The organism is Lunatimonas sp., assembly GCF_020832325.1.
Taxonomy (GTDB): domain Bacteria; phylum Bacteroidota; class Bacteroidia; order Cytophagales; family Cyclobacteriaceae; genus Lunatimonas.
Genome location: NZ_JAFIEU010000014.1, coordinates 15206 through 37076, shown reverse-complemented (window position 1 = coordinate 37076; position 21871 = coordinate 15206). Strand labels below are relative to the sequence as shown.

18 protein-coding genes are annotated in these 21871 nt (G+C 45.6%); 3 read left to right on the top strand and 15 right to left on the bottom strand.

Going from position 1 to position 21871, the window contains the following annotated elements; genetic code table 11:
* Window positions 1-50: 50 nt before the first annotated feature.
* Together JJU34_RS05275 and JJU34_RS05270 are read right to left on the bottom strand one after the other, a co-directional pair.
* The gene (locus JJU34_RS05275; RefSeq protein WP_228691284.1) at window positions 51-1688 is read right to left on the bottom strand and encodes a S8 family serine peptidase; all 1638 of its coding nucleotides are present in this window, start codon (window positions 1686-1688) and stop codon (window positions 51-53) included.
* A complete protein-coding gene (locus tag JJU34_RS05270; protein ID WP_228691283.1) occupies window positions 1675-2367 on the bottom strand; it encodes a hypothetical protein in 693 nt (230 codons plus the stop codon). The genes JJU34_RS05275 and JJU34_RS05270 overlap by 14 nt, the downstream gene beginning before the upstream one ends.
* Window positions 2368-2551: 184 nt before the next feature.
* On the opposite strand from JJU34_RS05270, the gene JJU34_RS05265 reads away from it, so the two are divergent.
* On the top strand, window positions 2552-3178 hold the full coding sequence (locus tag JJU34_RS05265; RefSeq protein WP_228691282.1) for a phosphoribosylanthranilate isomerase: 627 nt from the start codon (window positions 2552-2554) through the stop codon (window positions 3176-3178).
* A gap of 20 nt (window positions 3179-3198) precedes the next feature.
* On the opposite strand, the gene trmB is transcribed toward JJU34_RS05265, so the two are convergent.
* The 9 genes from trmB to holA all read right to left on the bottom strand — a co-directional run bounded on the left by trmB (window position 3199) and on the right by holA (window position 13707).
* The gene (gene trmB, locus JJU34_RS05260) at window positions 3199-3855 is read right to left on the bottom strand and encodes a tRNA (guanosine(46)-N7)-methyltransferase TrmB (protein WP_228691281.1); all 657 of its coding nucleotides are present in this window, start codon (window positions 3853-3855) and stop codon (window positions 3199-3201) included.
* Between the two features lie 2 nt (window positions 3856-3857).
* A complete protein-coding gene (locus tag JJU34_RS05255) occupies window positions 3858-5150 on the bottom strand; it encodes a folylpolyglutamate synthase/dihydrofolate synthase family protein (RefSeq protein WP_228691280.1) in 1293 nt (430 codons plus the stop codon).
* A 9-nt stretch (window positions 5151-5159) separates the two neighbouring features.
* Window positions 5160-6110, bottom strand: coding sequence for an energy transducer TonB (locus JJU34_RS05250; RefSeq protein WP_228691279.1), 951 nt, complete (start codon window positions 6108-6110; stop codon window positions 5160-5162).
* 3 nt (window positions 6111-6113) lie between these two features.
* On the bottom strand, window positions 6114-6506 hold the full coding sequence (locus JJU34_RS05245; RefSeq protein WP_228691278.1) for a biopolymer transporter ExbD: 393 nt from the start codon (window positions 6504-6506) through the stop codon (window positions 6114-6116).
* Window positions 6507-6511: 5 nt separating this feature from the next.
* Window positions 6512-7207 carry a MotA/TolQ/ExbB proton channel family protein gene (locus JJU34_RS05240; protein ID WP_228691277.1) on the bottom strand — a complete coding sequence of 232 codons (696 nt, stop codon included), beginning with the start codon at window positions 7205-7207 and terminating at the stop codon, window positions 6512-6514.
* 1 nt (window position 7208) lies between these two features.
* The gene (locus JJU34_RS05235; protein ID WP_228691276.1) at window positions 7209-7901 is read right to left on the bottom strand and encodes an SPOR domain-containing protein; all 693 of its coding nucleotides are present in this window, start codon (window positions 7899-7901) and stop codon (window positions 7209-7211) included.
* A gap of 102 nt (window positions 7902-8003) precedes the next feature.
* Window positions 8004-9683, bottom strand: coding sequence for a TonB-dependent receptor (locus tag JJU34_RS05230; RefSeq protein WP_228691275.1), 1680 nt, complete (start codon window positions 9681-9683; stop codon window positions 8004-8006).
* Window positions 9684-9685: 2 nt separating this feature from the next.
* Window positions 9686-12670: a tetratricopeptide repeat protein gene (locus tag JJU34_RS05225; RefSeq protein WP_228691274.1), complete on the bottom strand. Its 2985-nt coding sequence runs from the start codon at window positions 12668-12670 to the stop codon at window positions 9686-9688.
* 14 nt (window positions 12671-12684) lie between these two features.
* Entirely contained in the window at window positions 12685-13707 is a 1023-nt protein-coding gene (gene holA / locus JJU34_RS05220; protein WP_228691273.1) for a DNA polymerase III subunit delta, read from the bottom strand.
* Between the two features lie 141 nt (window positions 13708-13848).
* On the opposite strand from holA, the gene JJU34_RS05215 reads away from it, so the two are divergent.
* Window positions 13849-14556 (top strand): tetratricopeptide repeat protein, encoded by a 708-nt coding sequence (locus JJU34_RS05215; RefSeq protein ID WP_228691302.1) that lies wholly within the window; start codon window positions 13849-13851, stop codon window positions 14554-14556.
* On the opposite strand, the gene JJU34_RS05210 is transcribed toward JJU34_RS05215, so the two are convergent.
* Together JJU34_RS05210 and JJU34_RS05205 are read right to left on the bottom strand one after the other, a co-directional pair.
* Window positions 14543-15379 (bottom strand): universal stress protein, encoded by an 837-nt coding sequence (locus JJU34_RS05210; RefSeq protein ID WP_228691272.1) that lies wholly within the window; start codon window positions 15377-15379, stop codon window positions 14543-14545. The genes JJU34_RS05215 and JJU34_RS05210 overlap by 14 nt on opposite strands.
* A 19-nt stretch (window positions 15380-15398) precedes the next feature.
* Window positions 15399-16322: a glyoxylate/hydroxypyruvate reductase A gene (locus JJU34_RS05205; protein WP_228691271.1), complete on the bottom strand. Its 924-nt coding sequence runs from the start codon at window positions 16320-16322 to the stop codon at window positions 15399-15401.
* Window positions 16323-16548: 226 nt separating this feature from the next.
* Between JJU34_RS05205 and JJU34_RS05200 the strand changes: the two genes are divergently transcribed.
* Complete coding sequence (locus JJU34_RS05200) at window positions 16549-17397, top strand: DUF2911 domain-containing protein (RefSeq protein WP_228691270.1); 849 nt, start codon at window positions 16549-16551, stop codon at window positions 17395-17397.
* 67 nt (window positions 17398-17464) lie between these two features.
* On the opposite strand, the gene JJU34_RS05195 is transcribed toward JJU34_RS05200, so the two are convergent.
* Together JJU34_RS05195 and JJU34_RS05190 are read right to left on the bottom strand one after the other, a co-directional pair.
* A complete protein-coding gene (locus tag JJU34_RS05195) occupies window positions 17465-19195 on the bottom strand; it encodes a sodium:solute symporter (protein WP_228691269.1) in 1731 nt (576 codons plus the stop codon).
* Between the two features lie 96 nt (window positions 19196-19291).
* On the bottom strand, window positions 19292-21769 hold the full coding sequence (locus tag JJU34_RS05190) for a PIG-L family deacetylase (protein WP_228691268.1): 2478 nt from the start codon (window positions 21767-21769) through the stop codon (window positions 19292-19294).
* Between the last annotated feature and the right edge of the window lie 102 nt (window positions 21770-21871).

Below are 21871 nucleotides of genomic sequence, written 5' to 3'. Positions count from 1 at the left end.
AGATGCACATGCATCATAGAGCAAAAAACGTGAAATTGCCGGCCAAATCCTTACCTTTTCAGCAACTTAAATCGCTCAGACCAGTTAGTTGACTGAAATTCAACTATGTAAAAGCCGGGCATCACATTTCCAATATCAAACTCCATAGGTCGCTGGGCTTCGTTTGATGCCAAGATCCATTGATTGACGAGATTTCCTGAGCTCGACATCAGGCGCACGCAACAGGTACTGGTAGGAACGTTTTTGGCAAAAAGTCGGTCTCCGTCCAAGGGGTTGGGGTACAGGCTGATCTTTCGCTTGGCTAAAATCTCTTCATTTTCTAGTTCTATTCCGTACATGGCCCGTTCGAAATTTGGAATACCATACCCCAATTCCATATTGGGATCGTCCGAAAGGTGCCCGCTTAGAAGCAGTTTTTCTTTAATCTCCACCATACGCAGCGTAGGATTTGCCTGCCAAAGCCCGGCAGCCAATGCAGCGATCTGGGGTGCCGAAAAGGAAGTCCCGCTGGAAAAGCTGGGCCCAGAGACGTAGCGCCAAAGGCTTACCCCTGTGCCATAGGCGACCAAATCAGGCTTAACCCTTCCATCTGCGGTAGGACCTACAGAACTGAAGCTCGCTTTTTCCAAACTATTTGATATCGCGCCAACTGCCAGTACATCTGCTGCATCGGCTGGAGCTGTAATGGTACGCCAGCTAAGGTTTCCCTCGTTTCCGTTACTGGTTACCACCAGGATCCCCTTTTGGGCAGCTATAGAAGCGCCTATACTAATGGTGGCGGTATTACCATCCATATCATCCTTCCCGTAATTCATGTCCACATCGTCAAACTGATTGTATCCTAAGGAACTATTGATAATATCCACCCCCAAACTATCGGCATATTCCGCTGCTTTGACCCAATTATACTCTTCTATCCTGAATTCGGAAGCAACATCCTCCGTGATACATAAAATAAACGACGCGTCGTATGCCCCTGCTAGTAACCGTTCGTGATTAGATGCAATGAGTGAAAGTGCTCCTGTACCATGGGTATCATCTTTAAATACCTCCGACGACCCCGGAATGACAAAGTCTCTGGTGCCTATGATTTTCCCCTCATCAAACAAATGTTTAAATGCCGGAATGACATCCACATTTTGGAACCCAGCATCAAATACGGCTATCCTTACCCCGGTACCGGTATATCCTTCCAAATGCATCTGAGGTATCCCCAAGAGTTCGTTCTGAAAATCGTAGGGCTGTGATTGTTTCTTTTGGATGCGCAGCCGAAAGGGATCGGACGCCGCCTTCTTTCCGCTTTCAGCAGTTTTCGGACCAGAACCTCTCCCAACTAATACCACTTCGGAGACAAATGGCAATGAGCGGATCTCCGCAATAGAGGCCTCTTCCGCCACTACTACCGAGGCATTTAACCAATGTGTATGATAGAGGATTTTACGCACAAAAAGCTCAATATCAGCTATGTACTTTGGAGAAACCGGAAGATCAGTACTGTCAACAGAGATTGCCTCCCGCTCCCTGCGAGCAAGCGCCTCTGCTGTCATCAGCTCGAATGGCCGCTCCAAGCTATGGATTTCCGTCGGTTTGTACTTGAAATGGATCGCGTACCGGTCCTGTGCTTCCACTTCCTGAAGTAGAAAAAGAGTGCCTAATAGAAAAAAAAATGCGTTGCTAGAGAATCCCATGGGTCATTAGTTTCAAATGTATAAAACGGCCACTTTGAATAATTTGTTGTCCCAGGCAGTCGCTGCGTGAGCAATAAGAAAAAACCTCTGAATACTTCTCTACCATTCCCAGGTTTTCCGCATACACCTCATAGCGGTTGTCCCGAAAAGTGATTAAATCATCGTCTTCCATGTGCCGGACTACGACCGCAGCAGGAAAAACCCGCTCTCCCAGTGCGTAGCTACCAACCCGTTCAATGGTGAAAATTTCGGTCGACCGGGTATTAAATGCATTTGAATCCCACTCTTTCAGCAGTTGAATAGGGTACACCAACCTGATTTCCTGTATATTGTCCATAAGGCGTATTAGCCGATTTTCTGCTAGCCGAAGTCCGTAGGCCTGTTCATTTTCCCAAACCTGACGATCCAGGGACTTTTGCCGTATCACTCTGAAAGCAACTTGGCCCTGCTCGTTGAGGAATTCTTCTGTGATTTGGTCCCGGTAATAATAACGGGTATCTTCAAAATCATTTTCACCAAAATAAACGCGTTCATCCACCTCATACACCCAAAACCTGCCCACTTGCAGCGGGGAATATCTGGGAAGAACAGACGCGGGTTGTTCACGGTCTACCCAATCACAGGATGCCAAATAAAAAGCAATGCCCAATAAAAAAGTCCATTTCGTCCACGTATTCATCTGCTTCTTCTAAGTTTACTTGCTCGCATCGCTGTTCCCAATCTGAACGCCAGTACACCTTGTGTTACGCACAACATCGCTAGGGTATGCTTCTAGGGTCATTTCTTGGAGATACATTAAATGATTTGTTAGTCAATTCAACTATCTTTGACAAATTGAGAAAAGTTACACAATATATCTTAAAATGGCGCTAAAAACTTTTGTAAAGATAAGCACGGTAAACAATTTGAGTGACGCAAGGTATTGCGCAGGTATGTACGTAGACTTAATGGGCTTTTGTCTAGAGGCCCATCAGGCTGATTTTGTGAGCCCTGGACAGTACACGGAGATTACAAACTGGCTTTCTGGACCAGCGTATGTTGCAGAGTTTGACTCCTACCACCCAGAAAAGGTGTTGCAAACGCTGTCTGATTACCCTGGCTTCTCTTTTATCCAGGTAACCCAAGAGGTATTCCTGCCCATGCTACAAAACAGCGGCTACCAACTGATCTTAAAGAAAAATATTTCCAGTGCCTCAGACCTACAGGCATTAGTAGGCTTGTCCCATCAACTGTCGGAACACGAGATACAACTTCTACTGGAGAGCGACCAGTCAATCAGCTTGACAGATGAAGATCTAAACCTAATCTCCGAGTTGGCGACAAACTGTGCGTTGATCTTGGGTTTTGGCCTCGATAAAACCAATGTGGAGCGGGTAGTGCAGCAAACGAAGGTAACAGGGATTTCGCTGCGCGGGGGCGATGAAATCAAACCTGGTCTGAAAGACTTTGATGAATTGGCGGATATTTTAGAAGTGCTGGAAATGGAGTAGCCAAATTCACGGATTTTGAGCTATAAGCACTTGAAGCAAATGTACTTGATGGTTTCGCCTTTTTCTGAGAACATTTTCTCATACCGGGTTTGGATGCCCAAGTGCTCGTCTCTCCAGGTGGACGAATAGAAATCATCGGTATCTTTCAGGATCTTCACATTCGGTCGTGCCGCAAGGATTTCCTTGGTGTATTGATAAAGACCGGTATTGTCTGTCTTAAAATGGACCAAACCGCCTTTTTCCAGCAGAGGTTCATACATATCCAAAAACCTGGGCGAAGTAAGCCGACGTTTTTCATCCCGGTCCTTTGGTCGGGGGTCGGGAAAGGTTATCCAAAGCTCGGCGATTTCTCCCTCTGAAAAAAATTGATTTAGCTGCTCAATTTGTGCCCGCAGAAATGCAACGTTTGGGAGGTTTTCCGCTATCGCCATGGTACTGCCTTTCCATATTCGGGAGCCTTTGATATCCACCCCGATAAAATTTCTCGCTTTATAACTTCTTCCCAGCCCAACTGTAAACTCTCCCCTGCCACAAGCAAGTTCTACGGTTATAGGTTGTTCGTTCCCAAAAAATGCCTGCCAACCTCCTTTGATCTTTTCATAGATCGCTTTTCCGGGTTGTACCACGTTTGTATTTTCTTCATTTTGGCGAAACCGCTCTAACTTATTTCTTCCCATAACTATAAATTGACTATTTCAGCAACCACAAAGGTACTGCCTCCCACAAAAATCAAATCTTCTTCGCTCGCCTGCTGACGTGTGTAATTCAACGCTTCGTTGACATCCTCCACCACCACGCCCTCCAATCCGATCTTGCCTGCCTGATCGGCCAAGTCCTGTGCCGGCATGGCCCTAGGAATGGCAGCCTGACAAAAGATGTAGCTTGCATCCGTTGGTAATAGAGCGAGCACCGATCCAACGTCTTTGTCCTTCACCACACCTAGAACCATCCAAAGATGTCGGTGCGGAATTTGCTTTAATTGCTGAACAATCGCTTTAAAAGCATCTTCATTATGTCCTGTATCACAAATGGTTAAAGGTTTCATAGACAGACGCTGCCAGCGACCTTTCAACCCCGTATTTACCACTAGGTGAATAAGGCCCTGATGAAGCGCTTTGGATGAAACCGGTAGTCCCAACTGGGGTAATACCTTACTGGCCAACAGAATGGCCGGTAAATTCCACACTTGATAGTCCCCCGCTAGCCCAAATTGAATTTCAAATCGTTCGGAAGGTAACTCCACCGTGTAAGACCTTTGATTTCCCTCTGGGGATAGCACTCCTGGGTAAACCTTTATTTCCTGATCGGCAAAATAAATCGGGGCATGCGCTTCCGACGCTTTCTTCCGAAAGACCGGCTCCGTTTCAACTTGTGTAGTACCTACAATCACAGGTATGCCGGGCTTGATGATCCCTGCTTTTTCTGCTGCAATTTCCGGCAGCGTATTTCCCAGAAACTGCATGTGGTCCATACCTATATTGGTGATAATGCAAAGCATGGGCATCAGCACGTTGGTACTATCCAGCCTACCACCCATACCCACTTCAACCACCGCTACATCAACCTTTTCACGTGCGAAGTAGTCAAAAGCAAGCGCTACCGTCATCTCAAAAAAACTTGGTTTTATCCGATCTATAAAATCCTTGTTTTGGGCGACAAAGTGAACCACGGCATGCTCAGCAATGGGCTGACCGTTTACCCTGATACGTTCTGTAAAGGATTTCAAATGAGGTGAGGTGTATAAGCCTACCTTGTATCCCTGTTCCTGGAGTATCGATGCCAATGCATGAGAGGTACTGCCTTTGCCGTTGGTGCCGGCTACATGGATACTTTTGAATGCATGTTGAGGATTACCCAGATATTCGCACAAGGCAATCGTCGGTCCAAGATCTTTTTTAAAGGCTGCCGCACCAATGCGTTGAAACATGGGCAAAGCATTGAACAGGTAGTCCAAAGTCTCCTGATAATTCATGCACTTGTTTTAGTCGACTTTGATGATAAAGGTGATTCTACCGGTAGAAAAATCAGCGGTTGGGTTTCCACTTTGCCGTTTGAAAGAAAGTTGATTAACTACAGTCCTGTAATAACTCAACACCTCGTTAGAAACGTTGTATTCCAGCGGGATAGCTTGCTGTATTCTGCCATCTTGATCCACGGTGATTCTGAAAACAATTCGGCCATTTCTGGTGGAAACCCGGTCTTGAATGTTTGGCTTCGATGCGAAATCCCATCCAGCCAGGTCCAAGTTGTACCCTGCCCCGTCGCCAGCATTTCCTCTGCCAGATTGTAGGATAGACCGTCCATCTACGGTGCCTTGGGGATTCCCCTCGTCACCAGGGCGGTTTGAGCTTCCTTGGCTGCTACCGGAACTGGGCTGATTGCCGGTGCCAGTGGTACCTCCCGCTCCAAAAATTGCACGTGGGTCTACCGTCGGTTTTTCGGCTGCCTTGGTCTCGGTTTTGGGAGCTTCCGCGGTGGATGGGGCAGTAGCTGGAGGAGTCTGAGTCGGCTTTGCGCTTTCCTTTACCGCTTCGGCAGTAGTTTCTGCACCCTTTAAGGGGCTTTCTACCCTTGATTGGGTTTCCACCTGCCGTTGGGATTGAGCAGGTGCCGGTCTGGCTACCGAGGTTTCGGGAGCAGCCTTCGGAACGGCGGCCTGGGTCACCTGCTGTGCCTGTTCGCCCGGTGCCGGTGCCTCAGTCACCTGTTCCCTCGTTTCGGCAGGCGGTGCAGTAGTTTGCACGTTACCAGACCCGGTATCCGTAAAACCCAAATTCAATTCCAATCCGAATTGAGGAATCGGTGGCACGGGCTGGCGCCAAACGACGATGAAATACAATGCGGTAATCACCAACAAATTAACTATGAACGTGATGATCATAGCCTTTCTGCGGTTATTCGCATCTTCCCGATCTGTTTCCCAAGCGTTCATCAATTATTTAAATGGTTTTGTAGCTATAGAGACATTTGCCTCCAGGGTGGCCGCAATTCCTCCGATTTCAACCAGATATTCTACAGGAACTTCCTTATCTATGTGGAGCACAACGTGCCCCTTTTTCTCTCTCAATAACGCTTCAAGCTCTCGTTTAATTTCTTCCCGGGTAACCCTTTTATCGTTTACTGAAAAACGAAGGTCCTTTGTCACACTAACGGTGACTTCCTGCATCACGATGTCGGAGGTCTCACTGGAAGGCAAATTAACCGGCAAACCGGAAGGAGTGATAAAGGAAGAAGTGAGCATAAAGAAAATCAACAGCAAGAAGATAATGTCCGTCATAGAGGACATACTAAACGCTGATTCGATCTTGTTCTTGGATTGTAATGCCATGGCGCTTATTTCTTTTCCTGAAGCATGTCAATAAACTCAATGCTGGAATATTCCATATTATGGATCAGCTTGGACACCTGTGATACTAAGTAGTTATATCCCAAATACGCCAAAATCCCAACTACCAGCCCGGTGGCAGTGGTGATCATCGCTTCATAGATACCCGTGGAGAGCAACTTTGGCGATACCATCCCCTCTTCCTGTGCCACACCGATAAACGCCCGGATCATACCGGCTACCGTGCCCAAAAACCCGATCATGGGAGCCGCTCCGGAAACAGTGGCCAGTAGCCCCAGATTCTTTTCCAGCTTATAGATTTCAATCTTTCCTACATTTTCAATCGCCACTTCGATATTCTTTAGCGGGCTGCCGATACGTTCCAAGCCCTTGATAATCATCTGGGCCACTGGAGTGCTCTCTCCTTGGCAAATCATTTTTGCCTGCTGTACGTTCCCGCTTTGAACCATCATCTTTACCTGGTCCATCAGACCTTTCGGAGTTTTCGAGGCTTTTTTCAGGGTAATCACCCTCTCCACGAAAATGTAGACTGCCAATACGAACAGCAGGTAGAGAGGAATCATCATGTATCCCCCTTTGATCATTAGATCAATCAGTCCTATGTTAGAGCTGGTATTATCAAGTTGTGTAAGTGTATCGACCACCAGTTGGTTGTCGGTAGAGAGTGTTTGCAAGAATGTCATATTAATATTTCAAAACCCATAAATTTTCTTCAAAATCCGCCTGTATCCGTTCCATGACCGTCAAGGCTTCCGCTACGCCGGGGTGTTCATCCACCGCTAACCGGTAAAAGTCAATATCTCCATAAGGGTGTATCAAATAGGTTTTAAATCCGTCTGTGTTTAATTTTTTGGAATAATCTTTGGCGAGGTCGTCGTCAATAAAACTACCCACCACCACAAAATAACGTGGAGAGTCGCCTTTCGATGTAATTTCTGTCAACTTTAATTCTTCTGTCGGTATTTCGGATTCAGACGGTAATTCAGGTACTTCCGATGGTGCTTCCGAAATCGCCGGTTGCTCGGTACTCTCGTCTGTTTTTCCCTGATCCTGCGCTACCTGACCTCCATCGGACGGCGCAAACCAACCCAAATAAAACCCAATACCCGATGCAGTCACCAGCAATAACAACAGCAAGATCACTACCCATCCCGAACTGGAGGATTTTTCATTTTGTGGCTCTTGAACCGAGGTCTCTACCGAAGCTTCCTCCGGTGAATCACCCATAGGCACAGGAATGGGGGCAACAACTTCGTTTTCCTCCTCATTCTTAGTGATGTCATCCTCTGCCAGCGGTGAAAAACTTCCCTCTGGCAAACCGAAATCATCGTCTTCGGGCGAGGTGTTTTTGTTATTAGAAGGCTCTTTATCAGACATATCAAAAATAGTAAGCTGTTTGAATATACTAAACTAAGGTAAATCGGTCAAATAGCCAATTATGACCCTAAATTATCCCAACAACGTTCCCTTCGAATAACATTAGAATTTCATCGTTACACCACCTATTCCTTGGATTCCCCGAACAGGATAGTTCCAGAACCGTTGATTCGACTGATTTAACAGGTTGTTGCCAATAGCAAATACCGAAAACCGGGGAGTAACGCGGTAGTCTATCTTTGCCTGTAGATCCAAAATCGGCTTCAAGGTGGTATTTAGATCGGATGCTAGGTTTATGGCCGATATACCACCCATTAGGTGGGCATTTAACTGTATTGTCCATTTGGAATCCGGTTGGAGGGTATTGTGTATTTTCACCTCCCATTCCGGGCGATGCCACGGACTGCTGATATCTGTTAGGGTATATTGGTAATAATTGATTTCACCATCTACTTGATAGATTCCTTCGTAATTCCAATTGGCTCCTATGTGATAATTCAGCACCCTACTGATGTCGTCGTAGATCAATTGAAAGCGCGTACTGTCACTGGCATTGTTCCCAAAAAAATGCATGTTGGAGAAATTTCCGTATTTAACACCAGCCTTGTAATGCAATTCTCCCAATACATTTCCGGAGACTCCCAGGTCTACCTCGTAATTTTGGATGGTGTTCCTTAACTGGGCGCTGGGACCCAAAAAAGGGTTTTCTTGGACAAAATCATAGTAAGTTTTCCGCAATACATCCCCCTCGTAAGAGGCATATACTCCAAACATTGGAACCGGATGATAGGACACATTGGCCAAAGGATATACATGAAAATCCTTTGTCTTATTGGGAACGATGTCGTTTTCGTGGATCACATTGGCTCCTACCTTGATCTTTACACCTGCGTTTTGGTACACTGCAAAAGGTTGCAATTTAAAGTAGTTTCGGTTGATATCGGTATATCCTTCGTCGGATGGAGAGGTGAAAAACAACTGGGTATTTATGCCGCCGTGTAAGTTTTCGTTGGCCCGAAAGCCTATCAACGCCTGCACATTGGCTTCGTGTTCGCGTGCCAGGTAATTGTCGTTAAATAGCCGTAGATTTAGCGTAGCATGGTAATTGAATACGTCCAGTTGCTCGATTTTTTTTACACCCACGCTTCCGTAGGCCGTATGCAGGACTTGGCCTAAATCAAATGGGGCAGCACTCCAAATGGCGCCTTCTGTGTATCCGTAAAAATGGTATTTGTCTCGGTCATAGCCAAAATCTCCGAAAATTTCCATATCGTCACGAAAAAGAGACCCATTCACCTTCACTTCGGTATGATCTTCCGCAGAGAAGGAACCATCTACAGGACCTCGGTAAAAACCCTGATGCTTTAGTTTGATACCATAGTTACGCTCCTCGTTAGACAGGTTATTGATATGAATCTCTGCCAATGGCGACCGGTAATTTCCATAGCCCAGCCTGGTAAAACTATGGTATGACTCAACTGAGGGCTTTGGAAAATTCCGTGCAAAGGGTTGGATGTCCAATGCTACCGGTGTCATATCTAAGAAGAAATCTTTCACCGCGTAGGTATAGTTTCCCTGACTACTCACGGAAGGCAAAGAAGGCGGACGCTCGTTTACACGGTTTTGAGTCGGCAATGTCAATACTCTATCCTTACGGATGATAAATTCCGTATCGCGTATCTCGCCCCTCTCGGAACCCCGGCCAGTTTCCTGTGCGCCCACGTACCATGGGGAAGCAAAGGCGATCGCTACGATAAAAAGAGTTTTTATTGGTCGGTTCATAATCAGTTGATCGTTCTTAATAATTGGCGTGCCTCTTCTTTAACCTGATCGTTGGGCGAATTTTCCACGATAGACTCCAAAGTCGCTTTCGCTTGAAAGGTTTCGTTTAACTTCAAGTAGTTTTTCGCGAGCAGAATAAACTGCTTGCCATACCAAAAGTCGTACGGACCGAATGGTTGTGATTCATCAAAAATCAAATCGTTTGAAGCGGCGAACATATTTGCATCGTGGAATGAAAGTGCCATTAAATACAAAGCTTCCGCTCCCTGCACCGTTTTAAAGGTGGAATACAGCTCTTTGAAGGTGTTTCTGGCATCGTTTACCTGCCCCTTCTCCAACTGTGATTTTCCCTTTACCAGCAGGGCTTTTGGGGTGGCATCGATGGTGATATCTCCTAGCCCAATGATCCGGTTGGCGTATACGGTTGCCGAATCGTACTGCTTGGTCCGGTAGAAAGCATCCATCAGGCTGTTCAAGGATTCATATTCATCTAACTTAGTACGGGCATTTCGAACACTAACTCGCAGAAAACGAATTGCTTCGGTGTAGTTTCCCTTCTCAAACTCCAGGGTCCCTATCCGTTGTATCGCCCTATTTTTGAGCGACACTTCTTGTGTCTTTTCAACGAGGTAAAAATATTCCAATGCCTTGTTTTTGTCTCCTAGCCTAAAATAGGAATCACCGATAAAAAACTGCGCTTCAGGTACCTGTGTCACATTTGGATAACTCCGGATAAAGTTCTCAAACGAACGGATAGCTTCGCTGTAGGACTGATTGAAAAACAGATTTTTGGCAGTTTCAAATTCCAAGGTTTGTAAGGAGCTACTGCCAGGGTTGGTTCGCTTGTAATTTGCCAGGTAAGTGGAAAACTCACCGGCCCTTCCCTGAAGCGTAAGGCTTTCCTGCAATCCCACCAAAGCGGATTCGACATTTGCTGCATTTGGGTGGTTATCCAAGATGGCTTTATAATCTCTGATCGCCCCTTCGTAGTCTCGGATGGAGTAATTGGCCACCGCCCGACCTTCGAGGGCATAGGGAATAAAAGGGCTGTTTGCCCGATTGCTAATTAATTCAGAAAAACCGGCCCGAGCATCTTCGTACCGGGTCATCTCCATGTTTATCTGAGCGCGCTGAAACAAAGCATCTTCGAAATAACGGCTCGTAGGAAAACCGCTGATTACCCGATTTAATTGTTCGATGGCTTCATTATTTCGGTTTTCAAAGTTGTGAATCACACCTACACGGAAGTAAGCATAATCGGTGTAGGGATTATTTTCGCGAATTGCACGATTGAAGGTATCCAAGGCATCCCGAAACTTCTTCTGCACATAGTATACATCGCCCAATCGGATCAGGGCGTCATCGTAGTTTTCTCGGTCTCGGCTGTTTCTCAGTTTGTCTGTGTAGGCTTTGAATTGACCTTCTGCTTGGGAATAGCGCTGGGTATTGAAATAGGCATAACCCAATCCGTAATGGGTTTTGATGAGACTGGGATCTCGGGCGTTGGGCCGCATGGAAATCACTGCTTCGTAGGCTTTGATTGCTTCGTCAAGCTTGTTATTGGCGGCATGTGTCTCTCCTTTCCAAAACTGGGTTTGAACAGCCAGGTTTTTATCGATTGGATAGGTTTGGGATTTGTTCAGCATCTGTAGTGCGCTGCCATACTTTCCATCCCTGTAATACACCATAGCTTGGTAAAAGGCCACTTTTTGGTAAGCCGCTTTGATTCTTTCAGACTTATTGGGCATCTTATCCATGTGCTCGATTGCCCGGAGGTAATTGTTGGTATTAATCAGCGCATCGCTAAGCAAGTTTTCCGCCTCCCGAGCATGTGGTCCGTTTCGGTATTGCTCCAAATAGGTATCCAGTGCATTTACGGCATCCTGAAAGCTTCCACGCTCCAGGTTTACTTTGGCGTAATTAAAAAGCGCCTCTTCTTTGATCTGAGGATCAAAATCCGCTTTGAAGGCCGCACTAAAGCTATTGGACGCAAATTGGGGATTATTTAGCTTGATATAAGCGTGGCCCAGGTAATAGCTGGAGACCTGCCCTAGCCTGTCATTGCCCAATGCCACTTCTTTGAAATAATTGCTTGCCTCCGCATACCTCCCGACATGGTAATGGGAAACGCCGGCTTTGTATTGCTGCTCCCGGGTTAATCGTCCCTTGTTTGCCGCGGTGAAAGCCGCGTAGTTTTGGGCTGCTTGCTCGTGGTTTCTCCTTTCAAAATAGGCCTCTGCCAGTAATAACTGAATGCCCTCCTTCTTTTCCAATCCCTGCCGGTCCAAGATACCCGGCGCGTAGGCTATCAACTCATCATACTGTTGTCTCTTGTAATAAATAGATGCCAGCATGTACGGTACCTTTCCGGAATACGCACGGGCTTTCTCAGCTTCTTTAAAATCCCGAATTGCCTGCTCATCCTGCTTTTGTTCCATGTATGCATATCCAGCATAATAGTAGGCGTCCGCTAAATAATCACTCCGGTATCGCTTGGCTTCCTCTAGATATTGAATGGATTCCCGGTAGTTTTTCAACATAAAAAAAGCATACCCTGTCTTAAACAGCACCTCTGCTTTTTTTTCTCCGTAGAGAAAATCAGCGTCGATCCGGCGATAGGCTTCGATAGCCTTTGGGTAATTCCTCGCCAGAAAAAAGTGATTTCCTAACTCTATCGCCGCTTCATTTCCCAGTGGCTCGTTGGGATGGTTTACGATAAAGGTCTCCAACATGGAGGGACCATCGGGGTTCTCGGATTTGAGAGCGGAAGAGGCCAAATAATAGCTAGAAGCTACTTGTTTGGATTCCGACAGGTCCATCGCCAAGAGCCTGGTGAAGGCAATCTTTGATGCAGCGAATTGATCCTTTTGATACAATTCCAAGGCATCGTGGAATAGTTTTTCCGTGCTCCTTTGGTATAGGGTGGACTGTGCCGTTCCCTTCCAATGGAAGATCACGACAAAAAAAACGATCAATCTAATCTTCATAAATGCTGTTGCGCCTAGTGCAGAATTTTGAATACCAATTCTTTTAAAATTTGGGAATGATCTAGGTTGTTGCTATCAACACCCTTTGAACGTAAATCCGCTTCTTTCAAATATGCGATGATATCAATAATCTTGCCTAATGAATAATTTTTTGCTGCAGTAAGGTATTCTTTTATAAAATAGGGGTTTACTTTCAAGATGCCGGCCAATTCCTTTTCGCCGAGACTCTTGTTGCCATAAACAAGTAATATGCGGTTAAAATGGGTATACAGTACCGTAATAATCGGAATCAGAGGGTTTGATTTAGGGTTTTGGCTGAAGTAATAAATAATGGAATTTGCCTTGACCACATTTCTAAAACTGAGCGCATTGGTTAATTCAAATATGTTGTATTCTTTACTGATCCCTATGTATTTTTGAATATGGTCATTGGTGATCTTCACCGGTTCCGAAAAATTTATCAACATTTTGTCGATCTCATTTGTCAATACCTCCAGATTACTACCGATAGATTCCGCCAAGACCTGCAATGCTTTGGGGTCGATGCTGAAATTTTTCTCTTTGATGTAAGCCTCGATATAGGGAGAAATCTTGTATTCGGCAATCTTACTTGACTTTACGAGCACCGCATGTTTGTCCAGTTCCTTTCCAAGAGCTTTTCGCCCATCCACTGTCTTATGCTTGTGTGCAAAAACCAATATCGTGCTGGGGAGCGGGTTCTTTAGGTAACTGATGAGAAGATTGTCCCCTTCTTCTCTTCCCAAACCATCGATGTGCTGCGCTTCTTTTACGATCACTGCCTGCCTCTCGGCCATCATGGGGAAGCGCTTAGCATGGTTGATTACCGTGCTCATCGTCACGTCTTTCCCATACATAACCACCTGATTAAACCCACGGTCCTGTGGCGGTATTGCGTGATTCTCAATATAATGGGTGATCTTGTCTATGAAGTAGGGCTCCTCTCCTTGAATAAAATACACAGGAGAAAATTTGCCATTTTTTAGATCCTTTAAAACAGTTTCCGGAGTACTAGCCATGAATGAGGTTATCTACCGTCAAAGATAGCTAAAATTGGCGATTGGTTGATATTTTGCAAGTCCTTATCCGCACATGAACAAATCTTGATCGAAATTTGTATCTATAACGTACATATCCATTAACACAGTAGCAACGTGAGCATGATAGAACAGGGAATAGCCCATTATAAGGAAGGAAAATTTGAAGAAGCTCTGCGGGTTTTTGAACTGCATTTGGTGTCCAATCCCGACGATGCTGCCGGACTGATCTACCGTGCTCGGGTGTATTCCCGAATGGGTAGGTTTCAGGATTCGCTTGCTGATTTTGACAGGTTGCTGACCAGTGACCCGTTTGACTGCGACCTTATCAGTGACAGGGCAGTCGTACTTCACCTGATGAGCCGCAACGAAGAAGCTATTTCAGAGCTAGACAGGGCACAGAATCTTGAACCCAAAAATCCCTACCGCTACGCTAGTAGAGCTTTTCTCAAAGACAGAATCGGTGATCTTCACGGTGCTTTGGCGGACTATGAAATAGCCCTGGAGCTTGACCCAGAGGACGCTATATCATTGAATAACAAAGGTATGGTCGAGGAAAGGCTGGGTTACAAATCCCGATCAAAAAAGAGCTTTGAAAAAGCGGATGAATTGATCGGATACAAACCAAAGCAACCCCAATCCCAACAGCGCGAAGACAAAACCGGTAGCCGAGAAATCCCCATTACTGCGCCGGAGAAAACCGACGATGTACGCATATCTAGATCCTTGACCGGGGGATACATTTGGGATACGATCAAGGCGCTTCTATCTCAATCAGCGGCCCGCCGGGAATTTTGGCATTTTCTCAAAAACGGACTTAAACGGTCTTGATGACATATAAAGGCTTGTTGATGAAATAAGACATTTTGCGGGAAAGGTTCTTGGTAAACAACGATTCAAACCAAGATTTCTTCTTACTCAATGTAAAGAGTACATCGCCTTTAGCGGAGATCAAATAGCTCTCTAAGCCCAACCCCGGATCATCCCTGTAGGCTTTCAAAATAAAGTTGGTCTTTTCATATTTGATAAAAGGGCTAATTTCATTGATCATGGTCTGGTGTAAAGCCTTATCTATCGTTCGGATTTTGGTCCCCACGTGTACGATATCCACTTCACTATCAAAAAAACGGGCCATTTCAACCACTTTTTGAATGGCCAATTTGTCCTCTTCCATGTAATCGGTGGCAAATACCAGTTTACGCGGATGCTTGAAATATACCTTTCTGGGAATAATGAACACGTCCTGTCCCGCCTGTTCTACCACTTTACTGGTTTTGGTGCCTATATAATTTTGTTTGAAGTCATTTACGCCTTCAGTTCCCATCACGATTAGATCCACAGCATGGGTATCTGCGAATTCTAATATCGTTTGGACCGTTTTTCCTTCTACGATTACCGTTTGACAGTCTTTGAGTCCATTTTTGAGACTTTCTGCTTTCACAGTTTCAGACAGGCTGTTAAGTTTAGTGGTGGCAAATCGATGCATATCGGCCGACTCTCCCGGGCTGGTCAATTTTTTATAATCCTCACGGTTAGGGACATGAAAAAGGACCAATACCGCCTGGTAGTGCTCACCCAACCGGGAAGCATATTCGATGGCGTTTAGGGAGCATTCAGAAAAATCGGTAGGGCAAAGAATGGTAAAAGGTCTCATAGGTTTAAGCAAGGTTTGTTTAATATCCTTGTGATAGGTCAATTTCGTTGGAAAGGGGTTCATTCGCCAGTTGCCTGCGGTGGTTTTCCAAAATTTGGGGCACTGCCGCTTCGTACATGGTAATACAGGCAATATGTGGTGTAATCATGATCTGAGGGTGGTCCCAAAAGGGATGTTCTTTCGGCAATGGCTCCTGGACAAAAACATCCAATAGCGCACCGGAAATCCAACCTTTTGATAGGGCAAGGACAAGGTCTTCTTCGATCAAGTGTTTGCCCCTAGCTACATTTATCAGGTAAGTGCCTGGTTTAAACCGGGCGAAAAGCTCTTTGTTGAGAAACCCTTCAGTTTTTTCAGTAAGTGGCAATAGACATACAACGACGTTTACTTTTTCTAAAAACTTATCCAAGGCATCTCCGTGGTAGTAGGGATGCCTAAATCCTTCTTTTGGGCTATTGCCGTAACCGTAGGCTGGTATACCGATTGCTGCCAGCTTGTCGAGCACATCTCCTCCCAACTGACCGGTTCCCAACACTCCTACCGCTATATCAATCTCCGGACTGCTCATATCCCATGTTTTATCGAGCTTATCCCGTTGGTATCGGGTGAACTGTCTATGGTAATTCAGAATGCCCATGATCACGTAGTTGGTCATGCTATACGTGAGTCGAGGGTCTACAATTCGTGTTACAGGCACACCGGAAGGCAGCTTTGGATCTGCCACTATGTGATCTACCCCTGACCCCATCGAGCAAATCAGCTTTAGGTTAGGATAATCCCTCAAAATTCCATGTGGATGCTGCCAAACCACCACTGTTTCTACCTCCTCTGGATTTTCAATTTCCGGATACACTTCCAACGGAATGGTGGGCGCTAATTTATGGAAGGTGTCTTTCCAAACCGGTATGTCTTTTTTGTATGGCGCAATTATCGCTATGCTCATTTAAAGAATCAATGTTTAATCGTTGTCAAAATTCGAACAAATCCAAAAGCTGGTTATCCCAAAAATCTCCCCCCCAAAGTTATACCGAACTTCTCAATTGATTTTAATGGTTCCTGCTTTCTTTTTATATAAATTTGTCGCTTTACAGGTGTAATACAGCAAGGCGTTCGTACATGAAAACGAGGACCAAGGGATTAAGTCGAAACCAATATAATTAATATACCATATGAATACAAAATATTTTATTTTACTGGCAGCAGCTTTTATCATGACTGCATTTGGTGCAAATGCCCAAATACAAATGCCTCAGGCTAGTCCACCGGCAAAAGTTAGTCAATTGGTGGGTCTTACCCAAATATCTTTGGAATATAGCAGGCCAAGTGTTCGCGGACGAAAGATCTTTGGCGAGTTGGTGCCCTACGGTGAAGTTTGGCGTACCGGGGCAAATGCAGCGACTACCTTTGAGTTTTCGACGGATGTGACGATAGAAGGTAAGCCTCTCCCCGCAGGCAAATACGCACTATATAGCATCCCGGGTAAATCAACTTGGACGCTGATTTTTTATAAAAACACTTCGTTGTGGGGTGCGATTGGCTATGACTCAAAAGACGATGTCTTCAGAGTGCAAGTTCCGGCTTTGAAGTCTAAGAAAAGTGTAGAAACCTTTCAAGTGGAATTTGGGGACATTACGGACTCAGGTAGCACTGTCAGCCTACGATGGGAAAAATCCGGTGCTGCGTTCCGCATCGAAACCGAAGTGGATCCCATTGTAATGAAACAGATCGAAGAGCAGGTGATTAATAACACACCAAGTAATCCCGGGGTGTATTTTCAGGCCGCAACCTATTACTTTAATACCAACAAAGACCTCCAAAAAGCGCTGGAATGGGTTACCAAGTCAGTTGAAGCCGATCCCAAATACTGGACTATTCATCTAAAAGCCAAGATAGAGCAGAAACTGGGACTGAATGAGGCTGCATTGAAATCCGCCCAAACCAGCATGGATATGGCCAGAAAAGAAAATAATCCCGATTATGTAGGACTTAACGAGCGGTTGATCAAATCCATCAAATAATCACAAAGAGGCTGATTCAGGATTTGAAACAGCCTCTTTTTACATCCCTTTGGCTTCCCTGTCTCGTTCAGGGAAGCCTTGTTTTTTTACTATGCTTTCGAGGCATAAATAGCTGAAGAAACGCAGCAATCACCAACATCAGGATACTTCCGATGGCGTTGTACCACAGGTAACCGATGTTTATGGGAATACCCAGCAATACACCGCCGTTGTTAAAATGAATAAGCAAGATGATTCCCTCCGTGATAAGGGCTGCCAAAAATACCGCGTGACCCCTCACCCATTTCATAAAAAAGGCGACTAGGAATATGCCAAGAATGGTACCGTAAAACAGCGAACCTAGTAGATTGACCGCTTGGATCAGGTTTTCAAAAAGCGTGGCATAGGTGGCAAAAGTAATCGCAAATACTCCCCAAAGCACTGTAAACCACTTGGACGATTTCACATAGTGTCCCGATGCCCTGTGCTTATTCATGGACCGCTTGTAAATATCTACTGTGGTGGTGGATGCCAATGCATTCAATTCAGAGGCTGTAGACGACATGGCCGCGCTGAAAATGACCGCGAACAGCAACCCTATGATTCCTTTGGGGAGGTAGTCCATCACAAAACGCATAAAGACATAATCGGTATCGTTTGTCTCGCCCAAGGGATCATTTTTTAGAATCAATTCCTTTACCTGTCCCCTAATGGCCTCCTGTTCTTTCGAGTTTTCCGCGATTCGGCTCCTTAGCAAGTCCGTCTGACCGGGATCTTCCTCCTTCACGGCATCCAGCATCTCAAATATTTGAGTATTCTTTTGCTCAAAAGTAGCTTGGTATTTTTTTTCCAGTTCCTGGTAGTCTGCCCAGTACTCGCTCTGTTGCAATTTATCTACCTGCACTTGGTTGAAGAAAACAGGGGGCTGATAGAACTGGTAGAACACAAAAACCATCACGCCAATAAACAGGATTACGAACTGCATGGGTACTTTGAGAAAACCATTCATCATCAATCCCATACGGCTTTCCTTTAGGGTGCTGCCCGTTAGATACCGTTGTACCTGAGACTGGTCTGTCCCGAAATACGAAAGAAATAAAAACAGCGCACCGGTCATGCCAGACCAAAAATTGTAGCGGTCGGACAAATTGAATTCAAAATTTACGATATTCAGTTTGTCCATTTTTCCCGCAACATGCAGCGCATCTGTAAATTTGACTGGCAGCATATAGATCACCAAAATCCCCGCCAAAATCATCCCTCCCATCATTACAGTCATTTGCTGTTTTTGGGTAATGGAAACAGCCTTGGTACCCCCTGAGGCGGTATATACTATTACCAATACTCCGATGAATATATTTGTGAAGGTAAGGTTCCAGTTCAATAACGTCGATAAGATAATGGCCGGGGCATAAATGGTAATGCCGGCTGCAAGCCCCCGTTGAATCAAAAATAAGGAAGCGGCTAAAGTCCGAGTTTTGAGATCAAATCTAGATTCCAAAAATTCGTAGGCTGTATAAACCTTTAGCCGATAGTACACGGGGATAAAGAAGATAGACAGAATGATCATCGCCGCAGGAAGCCCCAAATAAAATTGGATAAACCTCATCCCGTCTGAATACGCTTGACCCGGTGTACTTAAAAAGGTGATCGCAGACGCCTGCGTTGCCATGATAGAAAGACCAATGGTCCACCAATTCATTTCATTTCCCCCTTTTAGGTACCGTTCCATGGTTGAGGGGCCATAGGTCTTATACACACCGTAACCGACTATCAATGTCAGCGTGCCGAATAAAATGCTCCAGTCTAACGCGCTCATGAAAAGCTGATGGTTAGGAGGTAAAACAGCCAAACCAGGACTGCCAAAACCAACATTTGACCGGCGTATATGCTGGTCCAAAGTTTTCGCTCGCTTTTATTTTTCACCGCCTTGTTCGATTAGGTTGACAAATAGTTTGATGGCCCCGGGCACGCCCGCAGGTAATAGGCGGAACCAAGAAATCCCGGAATAGGCGAAGGTTCCTTCTCCAAAATCAGCCAATAACAAAGAACCCTTGGAGGGGGATTCTCCGGGATCCTGTAGCTCTAGGGGAGTCACATAACGGCTGTCCCAGTCACCTGCAAAATACAGACCTCGCTCCTGTACCCAGCCCTCAAAATCCTTCATCTCAATCGCGTTGGGAAGATGCATTACCCGATGCGCTTGAAAATCCGGCTTGACTGGAGAATCCTCGACCGCTACCCGGTCCCTGGAAAGGGTGATGGAATAAGGCCCCAAGCTCCGCGTCAGTAACGGCGATGAAGTGTTGTATTGGACAATCAAATTGCCTCCCTGATCCACATAATCCATAAGATTGCTGACATTGTCTGCCAGAGCCTGATTCACGTTGAAGGCTCGGATACCGACAATTATAGTGGAGTAAGCGCGCAATCTGTCCAGAGAAAGTCCACCATTTTCCAGCAAATCCACTTGATATCCCAGGTTGGTCAATACCCCAGGTACGTCGTCTCCAGCGCCCGGTATATAACCAATTCGCTGAGGGGTCATGTTTAAAGTCAATCGGATCAGATTAAACTGAGCGGGCGGAAAATACGTGAGGTTTGGAATATGCTTGTAGCTTATTCGCTTCTTTCCCTGCCGAAAGACCTGCCCGTCAGAGGTGCTATAATACACTCCAATCGTGCTTTTTTCTGGGCCCTCGTGGCTCATCAGCCTAACTTGATAGGTTATTCTTCGTTTCTCTTCGTCTACTTTTTCTCCCACCACCTCAAATTCAGATTCGCTCAATCCCTCAAAACCCAGTTTACCGGATAATATCTCCTTTTGAAAGGATACTTCTACGCTTAGTTCGTCGGATTCTCCGTTGAGAAGGAAAAGGTTATCTTTCGAAATATCCAGAGAAGCCTGCGGAACTAGGGTAAAGGGTTGCTTGATTTCCCCGTCCACTTGGTCGTTGTACTTGTAAATAAGCGGAACGTGTACGTTGATCTTCCGGCCCTCCAGACTCATTTCCAGCACACCAGAAATAGCCGGGTCATTGAAGGGCTTACCGATCTCGGTGCGCTCCGGAATGGTAAACAGGTTGTTCTTTGGTAAGTCATTCAACCAATAGGGCTGCGAAATGGGAAAATCCGCTGGAATTTTTAGGGGAAGGGTTGTTTCCAAGGGGAGGTTGGCTGAAAGAGGCTTGGATAATGATATTTTTTGGTCCAATGCCTCAAAGGACTCCACCTGTAGCTTCAGGTCCGAAGGATTATTTACCACCAACCTGGCTCCCACATCGTCCGTAGGGAATGAGAGTTCCTTATTGGCCAAAAACTCTGCCTTAAACCCCAGACAACCCAAAATCAACTGATCTACGGCTTCCTGTTTTTCTACTATCCATATTTCACCGGATGGCAATGCAGACAATTTGTCTTTTATAGCCAAAAGGGCTTTCACATTATTCGAAGGGTACCTGAAATCAAAATTTCCCACTAGTGCATCCAATGCCTGCTCTATGGCTGCACCTCCCGATACGGTCTCCCATCGGTTCTTAACTCCTTCAAAAGGGCTGGTTTGAAAGGATTCTCCTATTACCAGCTCCATGAAATCGTCACTGACACCCACTTGGGCTGTGGATCCAAAACCTTGGGATTTATGCATGGTCCTACTGTCTGCCGCGACTTGAGAATAACTTGTTCCCAACAGTGGGTTTACCTCTCCTACCTCAAAGCGGTGGAATAATTTTCCCTGCTGGGGCTCATACTGGCCGCCCCAACTGTAGGCATTCCAAAAGACTCTTTTTGGTTGCCAAGGCTGAACCCATTTCAACTGGTCTGGAAATACACTGGGGTCTCCTGCCTTTTCAAACGCTTCCAGAGACAAAATAGCGGAGGTAGTATGGTGCCCGTGGGTAGTGCCTGGCGTGTCATTAAACCGGTTGATTACGATGTCAGGCTGAAATTTCCGGATGATCCAAACTACATCGGAAAGCAGGGTTTCCCGGTCCCAATTGTTTAAGGTTTCGTCCGGATGCTTGCTGAAGCCAAAATCTATGGCCCGGCTAAAAAACTGCCGGCCCCCGTCCGTTTCTCTGGCCCGAATAAGCTCTTGAGTCCGGATCATTCCCAGTTCTATACCCAGTTCCTTGCCAATAAGGTTTTGACCACCGTCACCTCTGGTAAGCGATAGATACGCAATTTCCGCGTGCTCCCGGTTGGCCATATAAGCGATCAAGCGGGTATTTTCGTCATCTGGATGTGCCGCTACATAGAGTACCCGTTTGGTTTCTTTCAACTTCAGCAGATCATGGTATAGCTCTGAGGAAGTCTGAGCAATGACCGTATTGGAAACAAAGACATAAAAAACAGAAAAATAGATGCTTTGGATAAGGTAATTTTTCAGTTTCATTGGCGTTGGTTTAGCTGGTCAAACTACGGGATGTGAGGGTAAATTTATAATTAATTTATATCAACGGAAATAATACCCGATAATAACGCACCGAAGCATGCA